Raw genomic sequence first — 17165 nt, 5'->3', positions numbered from 1 at the left:
CGCCCCTCACAGCCCCTGCAAGGCGAGCAGGTTCCGCGCCATCCCATGGGTCGCCGTCGCGAAGATCGCGACCAGCCCGATCCCCTGGATCGCCGCCCGCAGCCGCCACAGCCGCCGCGCCAGCTCCTCGCCCTCCGGCTCCTCCGCCTCGATCCGCTGCGCCGCCCGGACGGTCAGCCCCGCCACCCCCGCCAGCGGCACCCCCAGGAAGCACAGGGCCTGCGCGAACTCCGCGCCATACCAGAAGCCCATCACCGCCAGCCCGGTCAGCGCGAAGGCCCCGACCCCCGCGAGCCAGAGCCCCGCCCCCCGCGCCGCACCGGCGATCCGCCCCGCCATGAACCGCGTCAGGTCCCGCAGGTCCGCAAGCGCCTGCCCGCCCTCGCGCCGCGCCCGCAGCACCATGTCGTAGGGGACGCCCAGCACCCAATGCCCGGCCGAGGACCAGGCCACGGCGACCACGATCCAGAACCAGACGTTCGAGAACGACCGCAGGTCGATCGCGTCGAGCAGTATCCTCGTCCAATCCACGCGCCGGCCGGTCCGTCCTTCATCCAACCCGGCGACCCTAGCCCAGCCCTCGCCCCGCGCCTAGTCCCGCTCAACGCCTTGAGCTTGCGCCCCGATCGTGCCACCCCAAACCCGATCCCCGGACCCGAGGCGACCGCCATGACCCAAGCCCCCGCCCCCTTCCCGACCGCGCGCCTCCGCCGCCTGCGCGCCACCCCCGCGCTGCGCGCCCTGGTGCGGGAAACCTCGCTCACCCCCTCCGACCTGATCTGGCCGATCTTCCTGATGCAGGGGACCGCCGAATCCGTCCCGGTCCCCTCCATGCCCGGCGTCCACCGCCTGACCGTGGATCGCGCCGTGGAGGCCGCGCAGGAGGCCCGCAGGCTCGGCATCCCCGCGATGTGCCTCTTCCCCTACACCGCCATGGAGCATCGCACGGCGGACTGCTCCGAGGCCTGGAACCCCGACAACCTGACGAACCGCGCCATCCGCGCCATCAAGGACGCGGTGCCCGAGGTCGCGGTGATGACCGACATCGCGCTCGACCCCTACAACATCGACGGCCACGACGGCTTCGTGGAGGACGGCGAGATCGTCAACGACCGCACCGTGGACGCCCTCGTGAGGATGGCCCTCGCCCAGGCCGCGTCCGGCGCCGACATCCTCGGCCCCTCCGACATGATGGACGGCCGCATCGGCGCGATCCGCCGGGCGCTCGAATCCGAGGGCTTCCAGAACACCACGATCCTCAGCTACGCCGCGAAATACGCCTCCGCCTTCTACGGCCCCTTCCGCGACGCCGTGGGCGCGACCGCCGCCCTCAAGGGCGAGAAGAAGACCTACCAGATGGACCCCGGCAACTCCGCCGAGGCGCTGCGCCTCGTGGCGCGCGACCTGTCCGAAGGGGCCGACATGGTGATGGTCAAGCCGGGGATGCCCTATCTCGACATCTGCCGCCGCGTGAAGGACGAGTTCGGCGTGCCGACCTTCGCCTATCAGGTCTCCGGCGAATACGCGATGCTGCGCGCCGCCGAGGCCAACGGCTGGCTCGACGGCCCCCGCGTGATGATCGAGAGCCTTCTCGCCTTCAAGCGCGCGGGCTGCGACGGCGTCCTCACCTACTACGCCCCCGAGGCGGCGCGCGCGCTGAACGGCTGACGGGTCCGGGCGTCGGGCGGTCCCGCCGCCCGACGCCCGGACCCACGCCCGACGCCTCCGTAGGATGGGGGCCACCCCACCATGCCACGGCACCGCCCGGAGCCACGGTCGCCATGGCGGGGTGAAGCCCCACCCGCCGTCGCGCCCGTCCCGCCCCCGCAGGGAGGCGCCTTCCGCCGACCGGGCCACGCAGGGCGGGCTTCAGCCCGCCATCGCCTCCCTCGCGCCCCGGGGGGCACGGCCCCCGCCGCCCCGCCCGCCGCGCAAGGATCGGCCGATCCGCCCACCCCCGGAATCGGCCGGTGACAGCCGCCCCCAAAGCGGGCTAGACTCCGGCCCAACGGCCGGGAACAAGGCCGGCGAAGCATCGGGCGGTGACCATGACGATTCTCTCCAGGCGCTCCTTCCTGTCGCTGGCGGCGGCCCCCCTCCTCGCGGGCTGCGCCAACGGCGTCGGCTCCGGCGGCGCGGCCATCATCGACGCCCGCGTGGACAGCGCGCTGAGCTTCCTCTACTCCACCTATCCCGGCACCCGCGACCTCGCGGGCCGCGCCTCCGGCATCCTCGTCATGCCCGTCGTGACCGAGGTCGGGCTCGGCCTCGGCGGCTCCTACGGGACCGGCGCGCTGCGGGTCGGCAACACCTCCGTGGACTACTACTCGGCCACCGCCGCCTCGGCGGGCCTCCAGATCGGCGCGCAGCAATACAGCCACGCGCTGTTCTTCATGACCCCCGACGCCCTCGCGGCGTTCCGCGCCTCGGCGGGCTGGGTCGCCGGGGCCGACCTCGACTATGCCGTGATCGACCAGGGCGAGGTGCTGCGGGCCGACACCACGACGACCCTCTCCCCAGTCATCGCCGTGGTCTTCGCCCAGTCCGGCCTCCGCATGGGCGCGACGGTCGAAGGCACGAAGTACACCCGCATCATCCCCTGATTCCGGGGCCGGCCCCGCCCCGCCGCCTGCCCGAAGCACCGGGCCGGGGCCCGATTCGGCCTTCATCCTTTCTTGACCTTCCCCGCCAACCCGCTGGCCAGGAAAGACTTTTCCCGCGCAACACCCATCGTTCGTAGCTGTCAGACTCGGTTAAGGCCCTCGTGAGACCTTGATCGCACCGGACCAGCCGCGCCCCGCTCGCGTGGCCCCGGACCCGAGCAACGCAGGACAGGAGGGCCGCGACCATGACGACCATATCCGACGACACCGGACCCGACGCCCCCCGCGCCGCGTTCCCCGACACCCCGACCCCGGGGCCCCGCGCCCCGGCCCGCGCCCGTTCCGCCACGTCACGCCCCCGCCGCCCCTCTTGCCTTCGCCGCGCTGCGGCACAATTTACCATCCACATGGATGGCAAGAGGATGGCGAACGACATGGGCAAGGTTCACGAGCTGCGGCCCCGCCTGCCGGACTCCGAGAAGATCACCATCAACCTCGGTTACGTGGACCTGGGCCAGATCGACCTCCTGGTGCGCGAGGGGTTCTATTCCAACCGCACCGACTTCATCCGCACGGCGATCCGCAACCAGCTCGACCGCCAGAACGACGCCGTGCGGCAGTCCGTCGCCCGGCACGAGCTCGACCTCGGCCTGCGCCATTACACCCGCGCCGACCTCGAAACGGCCGAGGCGGCGGGCGAGATGCTGCACATCCAGGTCCTCGGCCTCGCCGTGATCGCCCCGGACGTGCCGCCGGACCTGGCGCGGCGCACCATCGCCTCGCTGCACGTCCTGGGCGCGCTCTCCGCCTCCCCGGCCGTCAAGGCGGCGCTCGCCGACCGCCTGCGCTGACCCCGTCTTGATCCGCGTCCCCCTGCCGCCCCGTTCCGACACTCTCCCCGTCGCGCCCCGCGCGGCCTCCCCCCATCGGCCTGCGGGCCCGCGCGAAGGAGCCCTTCCGATGCCCACGATCCCCCGGATCGACATGACCGAGGCCACGCGCCTCACCCGCGAAGGCCGGCTCGACGAGGCCATGGCCCTCCTGCAAGGCCGGGCCCGCCCGGCGCCCGACCCCGCGCCCGACCCCGCGCCCGACCCCGCGCCCGGCCGCGCCCCGGCCTTCCGCGCCGGTGCGTCCCGTCCCATCGACATGGTGCCGCCCGCCGGCGACCCCACCGGCCCCTGGACCGCGCCCCCGGCCAAGCCCCCGGCCGAGCCCCCCGCCGTGCCCGAGCAGCTCCGCGCCCTCATGGGCCGCATGACGGGCCCGGCCGGCCTCGACGACCTCATGCCGCACCTGCGCGACGGCCTGCCGCGCCCCGTCCCCTCGGGCCGCGCGGACCTGCCCCCCGGCGCGCGCTTCGAGGAGCGCAGCTTCGCCAACGCCGCCGGCGCGCGGCCCTACAAGCTCTACGTGCCCTCGACCTTCGACGGCCAGCCCCTGCCGCTGATCGTCATGCTGCACGGCTGCACGCAGTCGCCCGACGACTTCGCCGCCGGAACCCGCATGAACGAGCTGGCCGAGGAGATCGGCTTCCTCGTCGCCTATCCCGGCCAGACGCAGGCCGCGAACATGCAGCGGTGCTGGAACTGGTTCAACGCCGCCGACCAGCAGCGCGACCGGGGCGAGCCGTCGCTCATCGCCGGCATCGTCCGCGCCGTGATGGCCGAGCTGCCGGTGGCCGAGGGACGCGTCTACGTCGCCGGCCTGTCGGCGGGCGGGGCCAAGGCCGCCATCATGGGCGCAGCCTATCCCGATCTCTTCGCCGCCGTCGGCGTCCATTCCGGCCTTGCCTGCGGCGCGGCGCGCGACATGGGCTCGGCCTTCGCGGCGATGCGGCAGGGCGGCGGCCCCGACACGGCCCGCCATGGCGGCCGGACCCGCCCGACCCGCACCATCGTCTTCCACGGCGACCGCGACGGCACCGTGCACCCGGTCAACGCCGACGAGGTGGCGGCCCAGGCCCGCGCCGGCCTCCCCCACCAGGCCGAGGTGACGCGGGGCCGCTCGCCCGGCGGCGTGGCCTACACCCGCGCCGTCCACCGCGACGACGACGGCGATGCCGTGCTGGAGCAGTGGACGCTCCACGGGCTGGGCCACGCTTGGTCCGGCGGCAGCCCGGCCGGCTCCTACACCGACCCCCTCGGCCCCGACGCGAGCCGCGAGATGGTGCGGTTCTTCCTGTCGGATGGCGGATCGGACGAGGCCGGCGCATGACCCGCCCCGTTCCCTGGCATCCCACCCAGGACGCCGAAGGCCATCCGACGCAGGCCGTCGTGCCCGAGGCCCCTGTGATGAGGCTCCCGCCCGGGCCGCCGGGCTACCGGCTTCACCGGGCGCGCGATCCCGGGACTGGCCGGACTGAAGCGCTGGTAGGGGTGGTCGGACTCGAACCGACACTTCTCGCGAAATCTGATTTTGAGTCAGACGCGTCTACCATTCCGCCACACCCCCGCGGCGCTTTCCGACCTGGCCCGCGATTTGCGGGCCGCCCCGACGCTCTAACCCGCCCGGGCGATCCTCGTCAAAGGGTCGTCGCACGGAACGTGTCGCACTGCCCGATGTCGCCGGACCGGAAGCCGATATAGAACCACCTTTCCCGCTGCTCGCTGGTGCCATGGGTGAAGCTGTCGGGCCGCACCGCCTGCCCCGCCTCGCGCTGGAGCGTGTCGTCGCCGATCCGCTCGGCCGCGTTCAGCGCCTCCTCGATGTCGCCCTGCTCCAGCGTGCCGAGCTGGTTCTGCGCGAAATAGGCCCAAACGCCCGCGAAGCAGTCGGCCTGGAGCTCCACCCGCACCGCCGCGCTGTCCGCGCCCTGCTGGCGGCCGCGCTGCGCCTCGGACAGGATGCCCAGGAGGTCCTGCACATGGTGCCCCACCTCGTGAGCCACCACGTAGGCCGCCGCGAAGTCGCCCCCGGCACCGAGCTGCCGGTCCATCAGGAGGAAGAAATCCGTGTCGAGATAGACCCGCTGGTCCGCCGGGCAGTAGAACGGCCCCGTCTGGGCGCTCGCCCCGCCGCAACCCGATTGCACCGCGCCCTTGAACAGGACCAGCGTCGTCGGCTGATACTCCTGGCCGAGCTGGTCGCGGAAGATGCCGGCCCAGACCTCCTCGGTGTCGGCGAGGGTGACCTTGGCGAACTGCGCCGCCTGCTCGTCGGCCTCGGTGATCTCCACGGGGCCGCTCTGGATCGTCCCGCCCGCGCCGCCGTTGAGGAGCGGGGTCAGGTCCACGCCCAGGAAGTAGCCGATGAGGACGATGGCCAGGACGCCGACGCCGCCGGCGCCCCCGATGGCGGCCCCGCCGCCGCCCATGCGCCGCCGATCCTCGATGTTGCTGCTGCCGCGCCGCCCCTGCCACTTCATGGCCGTGATCCTCTCGATGCCGTCGTCACAACGCCCGGAGCGGGCCGGCCGGTTCCCATTGGGGCTCTTGCCCCGGCGCCCCGTCTCGGAAAGGGTGCGCGCGACCGACCGGAGACCCGACCGTGACCCGCACCTCCCTTGTCCTCCTGGCCGCCGGAGGCTCCTTCGCGCTGCTGGCGGGCGCCTACCTGTTCCAGGCGCTGGGCTATCCGCCTTGCGCGCTCTGCTGGTGGCAGCGCTACCCGCATTTCGCCGCCGTCCCGATCGGGCTCCTGGCGCTGGCGGTGCGGGGACCGCTGTTCCCGATCCTGGGCTCCATCGCCGCCTCGGCCACGGCGCTGATCGGCGTCTATCATACCGGCGTCGAGCGGCAGTGGTGGCAGGGGCCGGCGAGCTGCACGGGTTCGGGCGACCTGGGCGGGCTCGCGGGCGGCGACCTCCTGGCGGTGGAGGGGCCTCGCATCGTCATGTGCGACCAGGTGTCGTGGGAGCTGCTGGGCCTGTCGATGGCGTCGTGGAACGCAATCCTCTCGGCCGTCCTCGTCGTCCTCTGGGTCCTCGCGGCGCGGCGCTCCGTCAGCCGGGTCGTCTGACCGGACGGCGGGTGCTGAGGAGGAGGTTGGTCTCGCTCCGCGTCACCCCCTCGATCCGCCGGATCGCGAAGAGCGTCCGGTCGAAGGATTCGAGCGTGTCCGTCCCGATCTCCACGATCAGGTCCCAGGCGCCGTTCGTGGTGTGGAAGGCCGTGACCTCCGGCAGGCCCGAAAGCCGCGCCATCACCCGGTCGGTCCCCCGTCCCTCCACGTGAAGCATCATCAACCCGCGCACCGGCGCGGTCGCCACGTCGGCGCGGGTCAGGACCGTGAAGCCCGCGATCTCGCCCGAGGCGAGGAGCCGCGCCATCCGCGCGCGAACGGTGGTTCGCGTCACGCCCAGGTCGTGCGCCAGCTCCGACAGGCTCGCCCGTCCGTCGCGCCGCAGGGCGGCGATGAGGCGATGATCCAGTTCGTCCACTCTTGCTGCCCAATCCGATCAACCAATGTTCCCATCGCACAGGAACACCCCTTCTGTCTGCCGTCCAGCGAGGCGAACCTCATGACCATGCACACACGCGACATCCTCCTGATCGGCGCGCCGGTCGATAGCGGCAAGCGGCGGCGGGGCTGCCTCATGGGGCCGGACGCCTTTCGCGTCGCGGGACTCCGCGAGGCGCTGGAAGGGTTGGGCCATCGCGTGACCGACAAGGGCAACGTCGCGGCCGAGGCCGTGGACGTGCCGGACGACACGCGCCTTCATGCCCTGGCCGAGACGGTGGGCTGGACGCGCAGCCTGCTGCGCGCGGCCGAGGAGGCCATGGGCCAGGGGATGCCGATCTTCCTGGGCGGCGACCACGCGCTGTCCATGGGCACGGTGGCCGGCGTCGCGGCGCACGCGGCGCGCGTGGGGCGGCCGCTGTTCCTGCTCTGGCTCGATGCGCATAGCGACTTCCACACCCTGGAGAGCACCGAGTCGGGCAACCTCCATGGCGTCTCGGTCGCCTACCTTTCGGGGCGCGAGGGGTTCGGGGCGTTCCCGGCCATGCCCGCGCCGATCCCCGGCAAGAACGTCTGCATGATCGGCCTGCGATCCGTGGACCCGGCCGAGCGGGAGGCGCTGGCCGCGACCGACATCCACCTCGTGGACATGCGGGCCATCGACGAGAACGGCATCCGCGCGCCGCTGGCCGAGTTCCTCGGCCGCGTGGACGCGGCGGACGGGCTGCTGCACGTGTCCTTCGACGTGGACTTCCTCGATCCCGCCATCGCGCCGGCCGTGGGCACGACCTCGCCCGGCGGCACGACCTTCCGCGAGGCGCATCTCGTCATGGAGATGCTGTTCGATTCGGGGCGCGTGACCTCGCTCGACCTCGTGGAGCTGAACCCCTTCCTCGACGAGCGCGGGCGCACCGCCGGGCTGATGGTGGACCTGACCGCCTCGCTCCTCGGGCGACGCATCTTCGACCGGCCGACCCGCAGCCTTGCCTGACCCCAGGAGACCCGCATGAACGCCCTGAGCCCGACCCTCCTCGACCCGAAGCCCGCGCCCTCGGACAAGGCGCTCGTCCCGTTCGTGAGCGTCGAGACGATGATGCGCCTCGTGCATCGGGTCGGGCTGGAGGCCATGCTGCGCGACCTCGCCGAGGCCATCGCGGAGGCGTTCCGGCGCTGGGAGAGCTTCGACAAGACCGCGCGCATCCCGGCCCATTCCGCCGAGGGCGTGATCGAGCTGATGCCGACCGCCGACGGGGAGCTGTACGGCTTCAAATACGTCAACGGCCACCCGCGCAACATGAAGGCGGGGCTCCAGACCGTCACGGCCTTCGGGCTGCTCGCGGACATGCACACCGGCTATCCGGTGCTGCTGTCCGAGATGACGCTGCTCACCGCGCTGCGGACGGCCGCGATGTCGGCGCTGGCGGCCCGGCACCTCGCGCCCGAGGGGGCGCGGGTCATGGCGATGATCGGCAACGGCGCGCAGAGCGAGTTCCAGGCGGTCGCCTTCAAGGCGATCTGCGGGATCGAGGAGGTGCGGCTCCATGACATCGACCCGCTCGCCACGGCGAAATGCGCCCGCAACCTGGACGGCCACGGGCTGCGGGTCGTCGCCTGCGGGAGCGCCGAGGAGGCGATCCTGGGGGCGCAGGTCATCACCACGGCGACCGCCGACAAGCGGCTCGCCACCATCCTGACCGACAACATGGTCGGGGCCGGGGTGCACATCAACGCGGTGGGCGGCGACAGCCCCGGCAAGACCGAGCTGGCCCGCGACATCCTGCTGCGCGCGGAGATCTTCGTGGAGTTCCCGCCCCAGACCCGCGTCGAGGGGGAGATCCAGCAGCTCGCCCCCGATCACCCCGTCACGGAGCTGTGGGAGGTCCTCGCCGGACGCAAGCCGGGACGGACCGGGGCGGCGCAGGTGACGCTGTTCGATTCGGTGGGCTTCGCCGTCGAGGACTTCGCGGCGCTGGCCTACGTGCTGGGAAAGGCGCGGGAGACCGGGCTCCATGACCGGCTCGACCTCATCGCGGACCCGGACGACCCGCGCGACCTCTTCGGGATGCTCATGCGCGCCCACCCCTGACGAGCGGGCGGAGGTCCGAACGGTCGGGCCGTCGGCGAGCCGGGAACGGATGGCGAGGGTCGAGGTCATCATGGCGGGTCGGGTCTCCTTTTCGTTGGCCTGTGCGAGGAGGATCGCACGGAGGCGTTAAGGCTTTCCGACAGCAACGAACGGTCGGGGCCGTTTCGCGCAACACCCTCCCGCGCTGATTCGCGGCCGCCCGGCTGGACCCCCGGCGGGGGGCGGGCCATGCTGGCCGGGCCGATCAGCGGGAGGACGACGATGGCGGAGCGCGTGGGATTTGCGGGGCTGGGCCTGATGGGGCACGGGATGGCGCACAACATCCGGGCCAAGGGGCATCCGCTCGCGGTGCTGGCGCATCGCCGGCGCGAGGCGGTGGAGGACCTGACCGCCAAGGGCGCGACCGAGGCCGGGTCGGCGGCGGCGCTGGCCGAGTCGTCGGACGTGATCGTGCTGTGCCTCACCGCCTCGCCGCAGGTGGAGGAGGTGGTGGGGGCGATGATGCCGGCCCTGCGGGCGGGACAGGTGGTGGTGGACTGCTCCACCGCCGATCCGGTTTCCACGATGCGGCTGGGCGAGGCGCTGCGCGCGCGCGGCGTGGGGCTGGTGGACGCGCCGCTGGGGCGCACGCCCAAGGACGCCTGGGAGGGGAACCTCGACGTGATGGTGGGGGCCACGGACGAGGACTTCGCGCGGGTCGAGCCGGTGCTGGGCTGCTTTGCCGGGCGGATCGTCCGGGTGGGCGGCCCGGGCGACGGGCACCGGATGAAGCTCCTGAACAACTTCCTGTCGCTGGGCTATGGGGCGATCTACGCCGAGGCGCTGGCGCTGGCGCGAAAGGTCGGGATCTCGGCGGCGCAGTTCGACAGCGTGATCCGGGGGAGCCGGATGGACTGCGGCTTCTACCAGACCTTCATGGGCTACGCGCTGGAGGGCAACCGCGAGGCGCATCGCTTCACGCTGGCGAACGCCTACAAGGACTTCCGCTACGTGGAGTCGATGGCGAACGCGGCGGGGGTGATGACGCCCTTGGCGTCGGCGGCGAAGAACTCCTACGCGCTGGCGGTGGGGACCGGAGGGGATGGGCCGGAGGATTACGTGCCGCATCTGGTGGATTACGTCGCGAAGGCGAACGGGATGTGAGGGCGGGGATCTCACCCCCCCGGGCCGAGATGCCGTAGGGTGCGTGGTTCTCCGCGGGACGCGGAGGTTCACGCACCGTCGGGCAGTGGATGGAGCGTGAACCCGTGGCCGTCGGCGCCGGAGCCACGCACCCTGCGGATGCGGGCGGGGCACATGGTGGCGTGAGTCCCCGGCCCACGGAAGCGGACGGGTCGCCTGCCCTGACCTCAGTGATACCGGAACTCGCCCACCACGTTGCGCCATTCGCCGGGGGCGATCATCTTGCGGTGGGTGAAGCGGACCGAATGGAGAGGCCCCTCGATCTCGCGCTGCCAGAACTCGATGAAGCCGAACAGGCGCGGGTGGTCGGGGGCGAGGTCGTAGTCCTGCCAGACGAAGCTGTTGAGGACATGGCGGTAATCCGGCATCCGGTAGAACAGCTCGGCCGTGGTGAGGCCGTAGCCCCGGAGCATCAATTCGGTCTCGGAGACGGGCGTGGCGGCGGGCGTGGCGGCGGGCGGTTTCGGCATTCAAGGCTCCCCTATGGTGGTGCGTTGATTCCCCTACGGGGAAAGCCAACCACGGTTCCCTTAAAAGTCAATGAACACGGCCTGTTAGCAATCCATGCGAGCGGCTGCCATGGTGTCGCGGCCCCTTTGCGCCCCAGCCCTGGGGGGTATATATGGAGGCAAGCACCCAGATATTGAGCAGGCCCCCGCGCATGTCCGACACGCCCGACGTCCCCGACCTCGACGGGACGAGCCCGAAATCCACGCAGCCGACCATCTCCATCGCGGAGGAGATGAAGACCTCGTATCTCGACTACGCCATGAGCGTGATCGTCAGCCGGGCGATCCCCGACCTGCGCGACGGGCTCAAGCCCGTGCAGCGGCGCATCCTGTATGCGATGCACGAGACCGGCAACACGCACGACAAGTCGTATCGGAAATCCGCGCGGCCCGTGGGCGACGTGATGGGGAAATACCACCCCCACGGCGATTCCTCGATCTACGAGGCGCTGGTGCGGATGGCGCAGGACTTCTCCATGTCGCTGCCGCTGCTCGACGGGCAGGGCAACTTCGGGTCGATGGATGGCGATCCGGCGGCGGCCATGCGCTACACCGAGGTGCGGATGGACAAGCCGGCGGCCTACCTGCTGGCGGACATCGACAAGGAGACGGTGGACTTCCAGGACAACTACGACGGCAAGGACCGGGAGCCCACGGTCCTGCCGACGCGGTTCCCGAACATGCTGGTCAACGGCGCGGGCGGCATCGCCGTGGGCATGGCGACGAACATCCCGCCGCACAACCTGGGCGAGGTGATCGACGCCACGCTGGCGCTGATCGACGACCCGGACCTGACGAGCGAGGACCTGATCCAGTACGTGCCCGGCCCCGACTTCCCGACGGGGGCCACGATGCTGGGCCGGTCGGGGGCGCGCAAGGCCTATCTGGAGGGGCGCGGGTCGGTGGTGATGCGCGCCCGGACCCACATGGAGGAGATCCGCGGCAAGCAGGCCATCATCGTCGATGAGATCCCCTATCAGGTGAACAAGGCCACGATGATCGACCGCATCGCCGAGGCCGCGCGCGACAAGCGGATCGAGGGGATCAGCCACGTCCAGGACGAGAGCGACCGCAACGGCGTGCGCGTGGTGATCGAGCTGCGGCGCGACGCGACGGCGGACGTGGTGCTGAACCAGCTCTGGCGGTTCACGCCGATGCAGACCTCGTTCGGCTGCAACATGCTGGCGCTGAACGGCGGCAAGCCCGAGACGCTGACGCTGCGGGCGTTCCTGACCGCCTTCGTGGACTTCCGCGAGGAGGTGGTGGCGCGGCGCACGGCGTTTGAACTCCGCAAGGCGCGGGAGCGGGCGCACATCCTCTGCGGCCTCGCGGTGGCGGTGTCGAACGTCGACGAGGTGGTGGCGACGATCCGATCCTCGCGCGATGCCGCCGAGGCGCGGGAGCGGCTGATGACCCGCGCCTGGCCGGCGCAGGACATCGCGCCCTACATCCGGCTGATCGACGACCCCCTGCACCCGCTGAACGACGACGGGACCTACAACCTGTCCGACGCGCAGGCGCGGGCGATCCTCGACCTGCGGCTCCAGCGGCTGACGCAGCTGGGCGTGGAGGAGGTCACGAACGAGCTTCAGGACCTGTCCGGCAAGATCAAGGAATATCTGGCAATCCTGGGCTCGCGCGAGCGGATCATGGGCATCATCGGGGACGAGCTGCGCGAGGTGCGCGCGCTCTTCGCGGTGCCGCGCCGGACCGAGATCATCGACTGGGCCGCCGACCTCGAGGACGAGGACCTGATCGAGCGCGAGGACATGGTCGTCACCGTGACCCAAGGGGGCTGGATCAAGCGCACGCCGCTGAGCGAGTTCCGCGCGCAACGGCGGGGCGGCAAGGGGCTGTCGTCCATGCAGACGAAGGAGGAGGACGTGATCGTCCAGCTCTTCGTCGCCAACACGCACACGCCGCTCCTGTTCTTCACGACGGACGGCATGGCCTACAAGCTCAAGTGCTGGCGGCTGCCGCTGGCGGGGCGGACGGCCAAGGGCAAGGCGCTGGTCAACCTGCTGCCGATCGACACGGGCGTGACGGTGGCGGCGATCGTGCCGGTGGACCGGCCCGAGGAGCATTGGGACGAGTTGCAGATCGTCTTCGCGACCTCGACGGGCGACGTGCGGCGGAACGCGCTGTCGGACTTCATCGACGTGAAGCGCAACGGCAAGATCGCCATGAAGCTGCCCGAGGGCGTGCGGCTGGTGAACGCGCGCATCGCCTCGGAGGAGGACGACGTGCTGCTGGTGACGGACCACGGCCGCGCCATCCGCTTCCCGACGACGGACGTGCGCGTCTTCAAGGGCCGCGACTCGACCGGCGTCCGGGGGATCATGCTGCGCGACGAGGGCGACCACGTGGTGAGCATGGCGACCGTGCGGCACTTCGAGGCCGACCCGGAGGAACGCGCCGCCTACATCAAGATGCGCCGCGCCGTGCTGGGCGTCACCGACGAGGAGAACGGCGCGGGGAGCGACGAGGACGACGTGGCGGCCGGCGCCATCAGCCCCGAGCGCTACGCCGAGATGTCGGCGGCCGAGGACCTGATCCTCACCATCACCTCCGGCGGCGTGGGCAAGCTGTCGTCCAGCCACGACTATCCGGTGCGCGGGCGCGGGGGCCAGGGCGTCGTGGCCATGGACCTGTCGGACCGGCGCGGGCGCGAGACCGGGCGCATCGTGGCGGCCTTCGCGGTGGACCTGGGCGACCAGATCATGCTCGTCACCTCGGGCGGCCAGTCGATCCGCGTCCCGGTGGAGGGCATCTCCTTCCGCTCGCGCTCGCGCGGGGGGGTCCGGGTCTTCGACGTGGACGGCGAGGAGGTCGTCTCGGTCGCCAAGGTGGCCGAGCAGTCCGAGGGCGATTCGGAGGGCTGATCCCCCTCGCCCGGCCCGGCGGTTCCCTGCCGGGCCGGGCCGTTCCCCGTCGCCGTGGCCCTTGCTCCCGCGCCCGGTTGGCCGCAGGATGCCCGTCAGCGAGACGTGACCGTTTCAAGGTCCGCATCACATGAGGCACGAGCATGACCATTCCCCTTCGTTCCGCCCTGGCGGCTCTCCTGGCGCTGGTCCCCGGCCTGGCCGCCGCGCAGGGCTTCAGCGGCGCCGAGATCTCGGCCGAGCTCCTGGCCTTCGGCGACGGCCTGGACCTCGGCGAGAAGGAGTATCGCGGCGCGCTGGAGTTCGAGGTCTGGGGCGGCTTCGGCGCCGCCGCCGACCTGTCCTATCACAATTCGAGCGGCATCGGCCTGGGCGGCCACAACGCGACGCTGCACGGCTTCTACGACCGGCTGGGCCTCGCCACGGTGGGCGGCTACATCGCCCGCGACACCAAGGACGAGAGCGACATCGGCCTTTACGGCGTCGAGGCGGCGACGGAGCTGATGGGCGGGTCCGTGCAGGGGGCGCTGGGCGGCTACGGCGGCGACGACGGCGAGGGCGCCATGCTCTCGGTCGCTGGGCGCTACGGCTTCGGCAACTTCGCGGCGACCGGCTTTGCCGGAGGCGTCTCGGGCGACGTGGAGGGCAGCCGTCTTGCGCTGGGCGGGGAATACCAGCTCGGGATGGGGCCGACCCTCTATGCCGAGCTGGGCCGTCGCAGCGAGGACGACGACCCCAAGACCTACGTCGCCGTCGGCGCGCGGCTCGCCATCGGGCCGAAGGCCGGGACCACCTTCGATTCGCGCAGCCTCTTCGAGATCCTGCCCGGCCGCTGACCCGTTCACGGAATCTTAGGCTTTCCGTGGTCTCCTGCCCCCAAAGGCGGGAGACCACGGATGAACCTCTACCACTGCATGATCGAGCTGAAGCAGGACGCCAAGGCGCTGGCCTTCTCGGCGGCGGCCGAGGCCTGGCTGTCGCGCCTCCAGTCGCGCGGCATCATCGTCGGCTGGCGGCTGCTGCGGCGCAAGTTCGGGCTGGCCTCGGGCCCGCACACCGACTTCCTGCTGGAGATCGAGGTCGAGGGGCTGTCGCAGCTCGACAGCGCCTTCCGCGCGCTGGCCTCGGGCGAGGACGACGACGAACGGCGCTACAACCAGTTCCACCAGATGATCGGCCGGGCCGAGGTCGGGCTCTACCGTCCCTACCCCGACCCCTCGCAGCGGGAGCGGATCGCGTTCATCTGAGCGCCCGGCCCCTTTCCCTTCGCGCCGTCCCGCCCTAGACCGCAGGGCATGGTTGACGCGATCCACATCATCGGCGGCGGCATGGCGGGGGTGGAGGCGGCCTGGGCCTGCGCCCGCGCCGGGGTTCCGGCCGTCATCCACGAGATGCGCCCCAAGGTCGGCACCTTCGCCCACCGGACGGGCGACCTGGCCGAGATGGTCTGCTCCAACTCCTTCCGGTCGGACGACCACGAGCAGAACGCCGTGGGGCTGCTGCACTGGGAGATGCGGGCGGCGGGCTCCATCACCATGGAGATGGCGGCGCGGCACCGCCTCCCCGCCGGCGGGGCGCTGGCGGTGGACCGCGACGCCTTCTCGGCCGCCGTGACGGCGGCCGTGCGGGGGCATCCGCTCGTGTCGGTGGTCGAGGAGGAGATGACGGCGCTGCCCGACGACGGGTCGTGGATCGTCGCCACCGGGCCGCTGACCTCCGGCGCGCTGGCCAAGTCGATCCGGCAGGCCACCGGGGCCGAGCACCTCGCCTTCTTCGACGCCATCGCCCCCATCGTCCACGCCGACACCATCGACATGGGCGTGGCCTGGCGGCAGTCGCGCTACGACAAGGGCGAGACGGAGGAGGAGCGCACGGCCTACATCAACTGTCCGATGGACCGCGCGCACTACGAGGCGTTCATCGACGCCCTGCTGGCGGCCGAGAAGACCGAATTCCGCGAGGGCGAGACGGCGGGCTACTTCGACGGTTGCCTGCCGGTGGAGGTCATGGCCGAGCGTGGGCGCGAGACGCTGCGCTTCGGGCCGATGAAGCCGGTGGGCCTGACCAACGCCCACGCGCCGGACGTGAAGCCCTACGCGGTCGTCCAGCTTCGCCGCGACAACGCGCTGGGGACGCTCTACAACATCGTGGGCTTCCAGACCAAGATGAAGCATGGCGCGCAAGCGGCTGTATTTCGCATGATTCCCGGACTGAAGGACGCGGGATTCGCGCGGCTGGGCGGCATCCACCGCAACACCTTCATCAACTCGCCGACCCTGCTGGACGACCGGATGCGGCTGCGGGCGCGGCCCTGGCTCCGCTTCGCCGGGCAGATCACCGGGGTGGAGGGCTACGTCGAATCCGCCGCGATGGGGATGCTGGCCGGGCGGCTCGCGGCGGCCGAGGCGAAGGGCGCGACGCTGCCGCCCGTGCCGGCCGCGACCGCGGTGGGGGCGCTGCTGTCGCACATCACCGGCGGCGCGGATGCCAAGACCTTCCAGCCGATGAACGTCAACTTCGGCCTGTTCCCGCCCCTGCCCGAGGCGCGTAGCGGCCGGCGCGGCCGGGCCGAGCGCTACAAGGGCTACACCGACCGCGCCAAGGCGGACTGGACGGCGTGGCTGTCGGGCACGGTGGCGCAGGCGGCGGAGTGAGGACGCGCTTCGCGCCGTCGCCCACGGGGCCGCTGCACCTGGGCCATGCCTTCGCGGCGATGGTCGCGCACGACATGGCGCGGGCGGCGGGTGGCGCGTTCCTCCTGCGGATCGAGGACATCGACCGGCAACGGTCCAAGCCCGCATGGGAGGCGCAGGCGCTGGACGACCTCGGGTGGCTGGGCCTGACCTGGGACGAGCCGCCGCTGCGCCAGTCCGGACGGCTGGACGCCTACCGCGCGGCGCTGGCGACGCTCTGGGCCCGCGGTGTCCTGTATCCCTGCACCTGCCAGCGGCGCGACATCCTGGACGCGGCCTCGGCCCCGCAGGAGGGCGGCGGGCCGCTGATCGGGCCGGACGGCGTGGTCTACCCCGGCACCTGCCGGCACCGGCCCCGGACCGGTCCCCTGCCCGGCGGGGTGGCGCTCAGGCTCGACATGAGGATGGCGTTGCAAGGCATTGTTACGGTTGAATACCACGAGACGGGCACCCAGCCCGGCCCCCGGAGCGTGCCCGCCGAAACGCTGGTGCGCGAGATCGGCGACGTGGTGCTGGCGCGGCGGGACTTCGGCACGTCCTACCATCTCGCCGTGACGGTGGACGACGCCGCGCAGGGCATCACCCACGTCACGCGCGGCGCGGACCTCACCGAGGCGACGCCGATCCACGTGCTGCTCCAGCGGCTCCTTGGCCTGCCGACGCCGGTCTATCATCACCACCGGCTGATCCGGGACGGCACCGGGCGGCGGCTCGCCAAGCGCGAGGACGCCAAGGCGATCCGGCGCTTCCGCGACGAAGGTGCGGCACCGCGGGACATCCGCCGGATGGTGGGGCTTTAGGGCGGGCCT

At 71.8% G+C, this 17165-nt stretch carries 17 protein-coding genes and 1 tRNA gene; 13 read left to right on the top strand and 5 right to left on the bottom strand.

The window, feature by feature from the left end; genetic code table 11:
* Positions 1-6: 6 nt before the first annotated feature.
* Complete coding sequence (locus tag J2Z33_RS00545; protein ID WP_209836799.1) at positions 7-531, bottom strand: component of SufBCD complex; 525 nt, start codon at positions 529-531, stop codon at positions 7-9.
* 138 nt (positions 532-669) lie between these two features.
* Between J2Z33_RS00545 and hemB the strand changes: the two genes are divergently transcribed.
* From hemB to J2Z33_RS00525, 4 genes are all read left to right on the top strand, one after another.
* Positions 670-1668 (top strand): porphobilinogen synthase, encoded by a 999-nt coding sequence (hemB, locus tag J2Z33_RS00540; RefSeq protein ID WP_209836797.1) that lies wholly within the window; start codon positions 670-672, stop codon positions 1666-1668.
* A gap of 380 nt (positions 1669-2048) precedes the next feature.
* On the top strand, positions 2049-2603 hold the full coding sequence (locus tag J2Z33_RS00535) for a lipid-binding SYLF domain-containing protein (RefSeq protein WP_209836795.1): 555 nt from the start codon (positions 2049-2051) through the stop codon (positions 2601-2603).
* A 434-nt stretch (positions 2604-3037) separates the two neighbouring features.
* Positions 3038-3454, top strand: a complete 417-nt coding sequence (locus tag J2Z33_RS00530; RefSeq protein ID WP_209837461.1) for a CopG family transcriptional regulator — start codon at positions 3038-3040, stop codon at positions 3452-3454.
* Positions 3455-3563: 109 nt separating this feature from the next.
* Positions 3564-4820, top strand: a complete 1257-nt coding sequence (locus tag J2Z33_RS00525) for an extracellular catalytic domain type 1 short-chain-length polyhydroxyalkanoate depolymerase (protein ID WP_209836793.1) — start codon at positions 3564-3566, stop codon at positions 4818-4820.
* A gap of 153 nt (positions 4821-4973) precedes the next feature.
* Here the strand turns inward: J2Z33_RS00525 and J2Z33_RS00520 are convergent.
* Positions 4974-5057, bottom strand: a tRNA-Leu gene (locus tag J2Z33_RS00520).
* A 70-nt stretch (positions 5058-5127) separates the two neighbouring features.
* Positions 5128-5970: a KPN_02809 family neutral zinc metallopeptidase gene (gene ypfJ / locus J2Z33_RS00515; RefSeq protein ID WP_209836791.1), complete on the bottom strand. Its 843-nt coding sequence runs from the start codon at positions 5968-5970 to the stop codon at positions 5128-5130.
* Positions 5971-6092: 122 nt separating this feature from the next.
* Between ypfJ and J2Z33_RS00510 the strand changes: the two genes are divergently transcribed.
* Positions 6093-6563 carry a disulfide bond formation protein B gene (locus tag J2Z33_RS00510; RefSeq protein ID WP_209836789.1) on the top strand — a complete coding sequence of 157 codons (471 nt, stop codon included), beginning with the start codon at positions 6093-6095 and terminating at the stop codon, positions 6561-6563.
* Here the strand turns inward: J2Z33_RS00510 and J2Z33_RS00505 are convergent.
* Positions 6547-6984 carry an Lrp/AsnC family transcriptional regulator gene (locus J2Z33_RS00505; protein ID WP_209836787.1) on the bottom strand — a complete coding sequence of 146 codons (438 nt, stop codon included), beginning with the start codon at positions 6982-6984 and terminating at the stop codon, positions 6547-6549. The two genes, J2Z33_RS00510 and J2Z33_RS00505, sit on opposite strands and share 17 nt — an antisense overlap.
* A gap of 87 nt (positions 6985-7071) precedes the next feature.
* Here J2Z33_RS00505 and rocF point away from each other — a divergent pair, with 87 nt between their 5' ends.
* From rocF to J2Z33_RS00490, 3 genes are all read left to right on the top strand, one after another.
* The gene (gene rocF / locus J2Z33_RS00500) at positions 7072-7995 is read left to right on the top strand and encodes an arginase (RefSeq protein WP_209837460.1); all 924 of its coding nucleotides are present in this window, start codon (positions 7072-7074) and stop codon (positions 7993-7995) included.
* A gap of 15 nt (positions 7996-8010) precedes the next feature.
* On the top strand, positions 8011-9090 hold the full coding sequence (locus J2Z33_RS00495) for an ornithine cyclodeaminase (RefSeq protein WP_209836785.1): 1080 nt from the start codon (positions 8011-8013) through the stop codon (positions 9088-9090).
* Positions 9091-9318: 228 nt separating this feature from the next.
* On the top strand, positions 9319-10233 hold the full coding sequence (locus J2Z33_RS00490) for an NAD(P)-dependent oxidoreductase (protein ID WP_280922862.1): 915 nt from the start codon (positions 9319-9321) through the stop codon (positions 10231-10233).
* 206 nt (positions 10234-10439) lie between these two features.
* Here J2Z33_RS00490 and J2Z33_RS00485 read toward each other — a convergent pair whose 3' ends face one another.
* The gene (locus J2Z33_RS00485; protein WP_209836781.1) at positions 10440-10742 is read right to left on the bottom strand and encodes an usg protein; all 303 of its coding nucleotides are present in this window, start codon (positions 10740-10742) and stop codon (positions 10440-10442) included.
* A gap of 191 nt (positions 10743-10933) precedes the next feature.
* Between J2Z33_RS00485 and gyrA the strand changes: the two genes are divergently transcribed.
* The 5 genes from gyrA to gluQRS all read left to right on the top strand — a co-directional run bounded on the left by gyrA (position 10934) and on the right by gluQRS (position 17156).
* Positions 10934-13663 (top strand): DNA gyrase subunit A, encoded by a 2730-nt coding sequence (gene gyrA / locus J2Z33_RS00480; protein WP_209836779.1) that lies wholly within the window; start codon positions 10934-10936, stop codon positions 13661-13663.
* 143 nt (positions 13664-13806) lie between these two features.
* Positions 13807-14499, top strand: coding sequence for a hypothetical protein (locus tag J2Z33_RS00475; protein WP_209836777.1), 693 nt, complete (start codon positions 13807-13809; stop codon positions 14497-14499).
* Positions 14500-14559: 60 nt separating this feature from the next.
* Positions 14560-14910 carry a DUF6614 family protein gene (locus tag J2Z33_RS00470; RefSeq protein WP_209836775.1) on the top strand — a complete coding sequence of 117 codons (351 nt, stop codon included), beginning with the start codon at positions 14560-14562 and terminating at the stop codon, positions 14908-14910.
* A 48-nt stretch (positions 14911-14958) separates the two neighbouring features.
* On the top strand, positions 14959-16317 hold the full coding sequence (trmFO, locus tag J2Z33_RS00465; protein WP_209836773.1) for a methylenetetrahydrofolate--tRNA-(uracil(54)-C(5))-methyltransferase (FADH(2)-oxidizing) TrmFO: 1359 nt from the start codon (positions 14959-14961) through the stop codon (positions 16315-16317).
* A complete protein-coding gene (gluQRS, locus tag J2Z33_RS00460; RefSeq protein ID WP_209836771.1) occupies positions 16314-17156 on the top strand; it encodes a tRNA glutamyl-Q(34) synthetase GluQRS in 843 nt (280 codons plus the stop codon). Before trmFO ends, gluQRS begins: the two co-directional genes overlap by 4 nt.
* Positions 17157-17165 lie beyond the last annotated feature (9 nt).

The sequence above is a fragment of the Rubellimicrobium aerolatum genome (assembly GCF_017872975.1).
Classification (GTDB): domain Bacteria; phylum Pseudomonadota; class Alphaproteobacteria; order Rhodobacterales; family Rhodobacteraceae; genus Rubellimicrobium; species Rubellimicrobium aerolatum.
The sequence above is the reverse complement of the archived record's forward strand: the minus strand, read 5'-3'. Positions and strand labels throughout refer to the sequence as shown.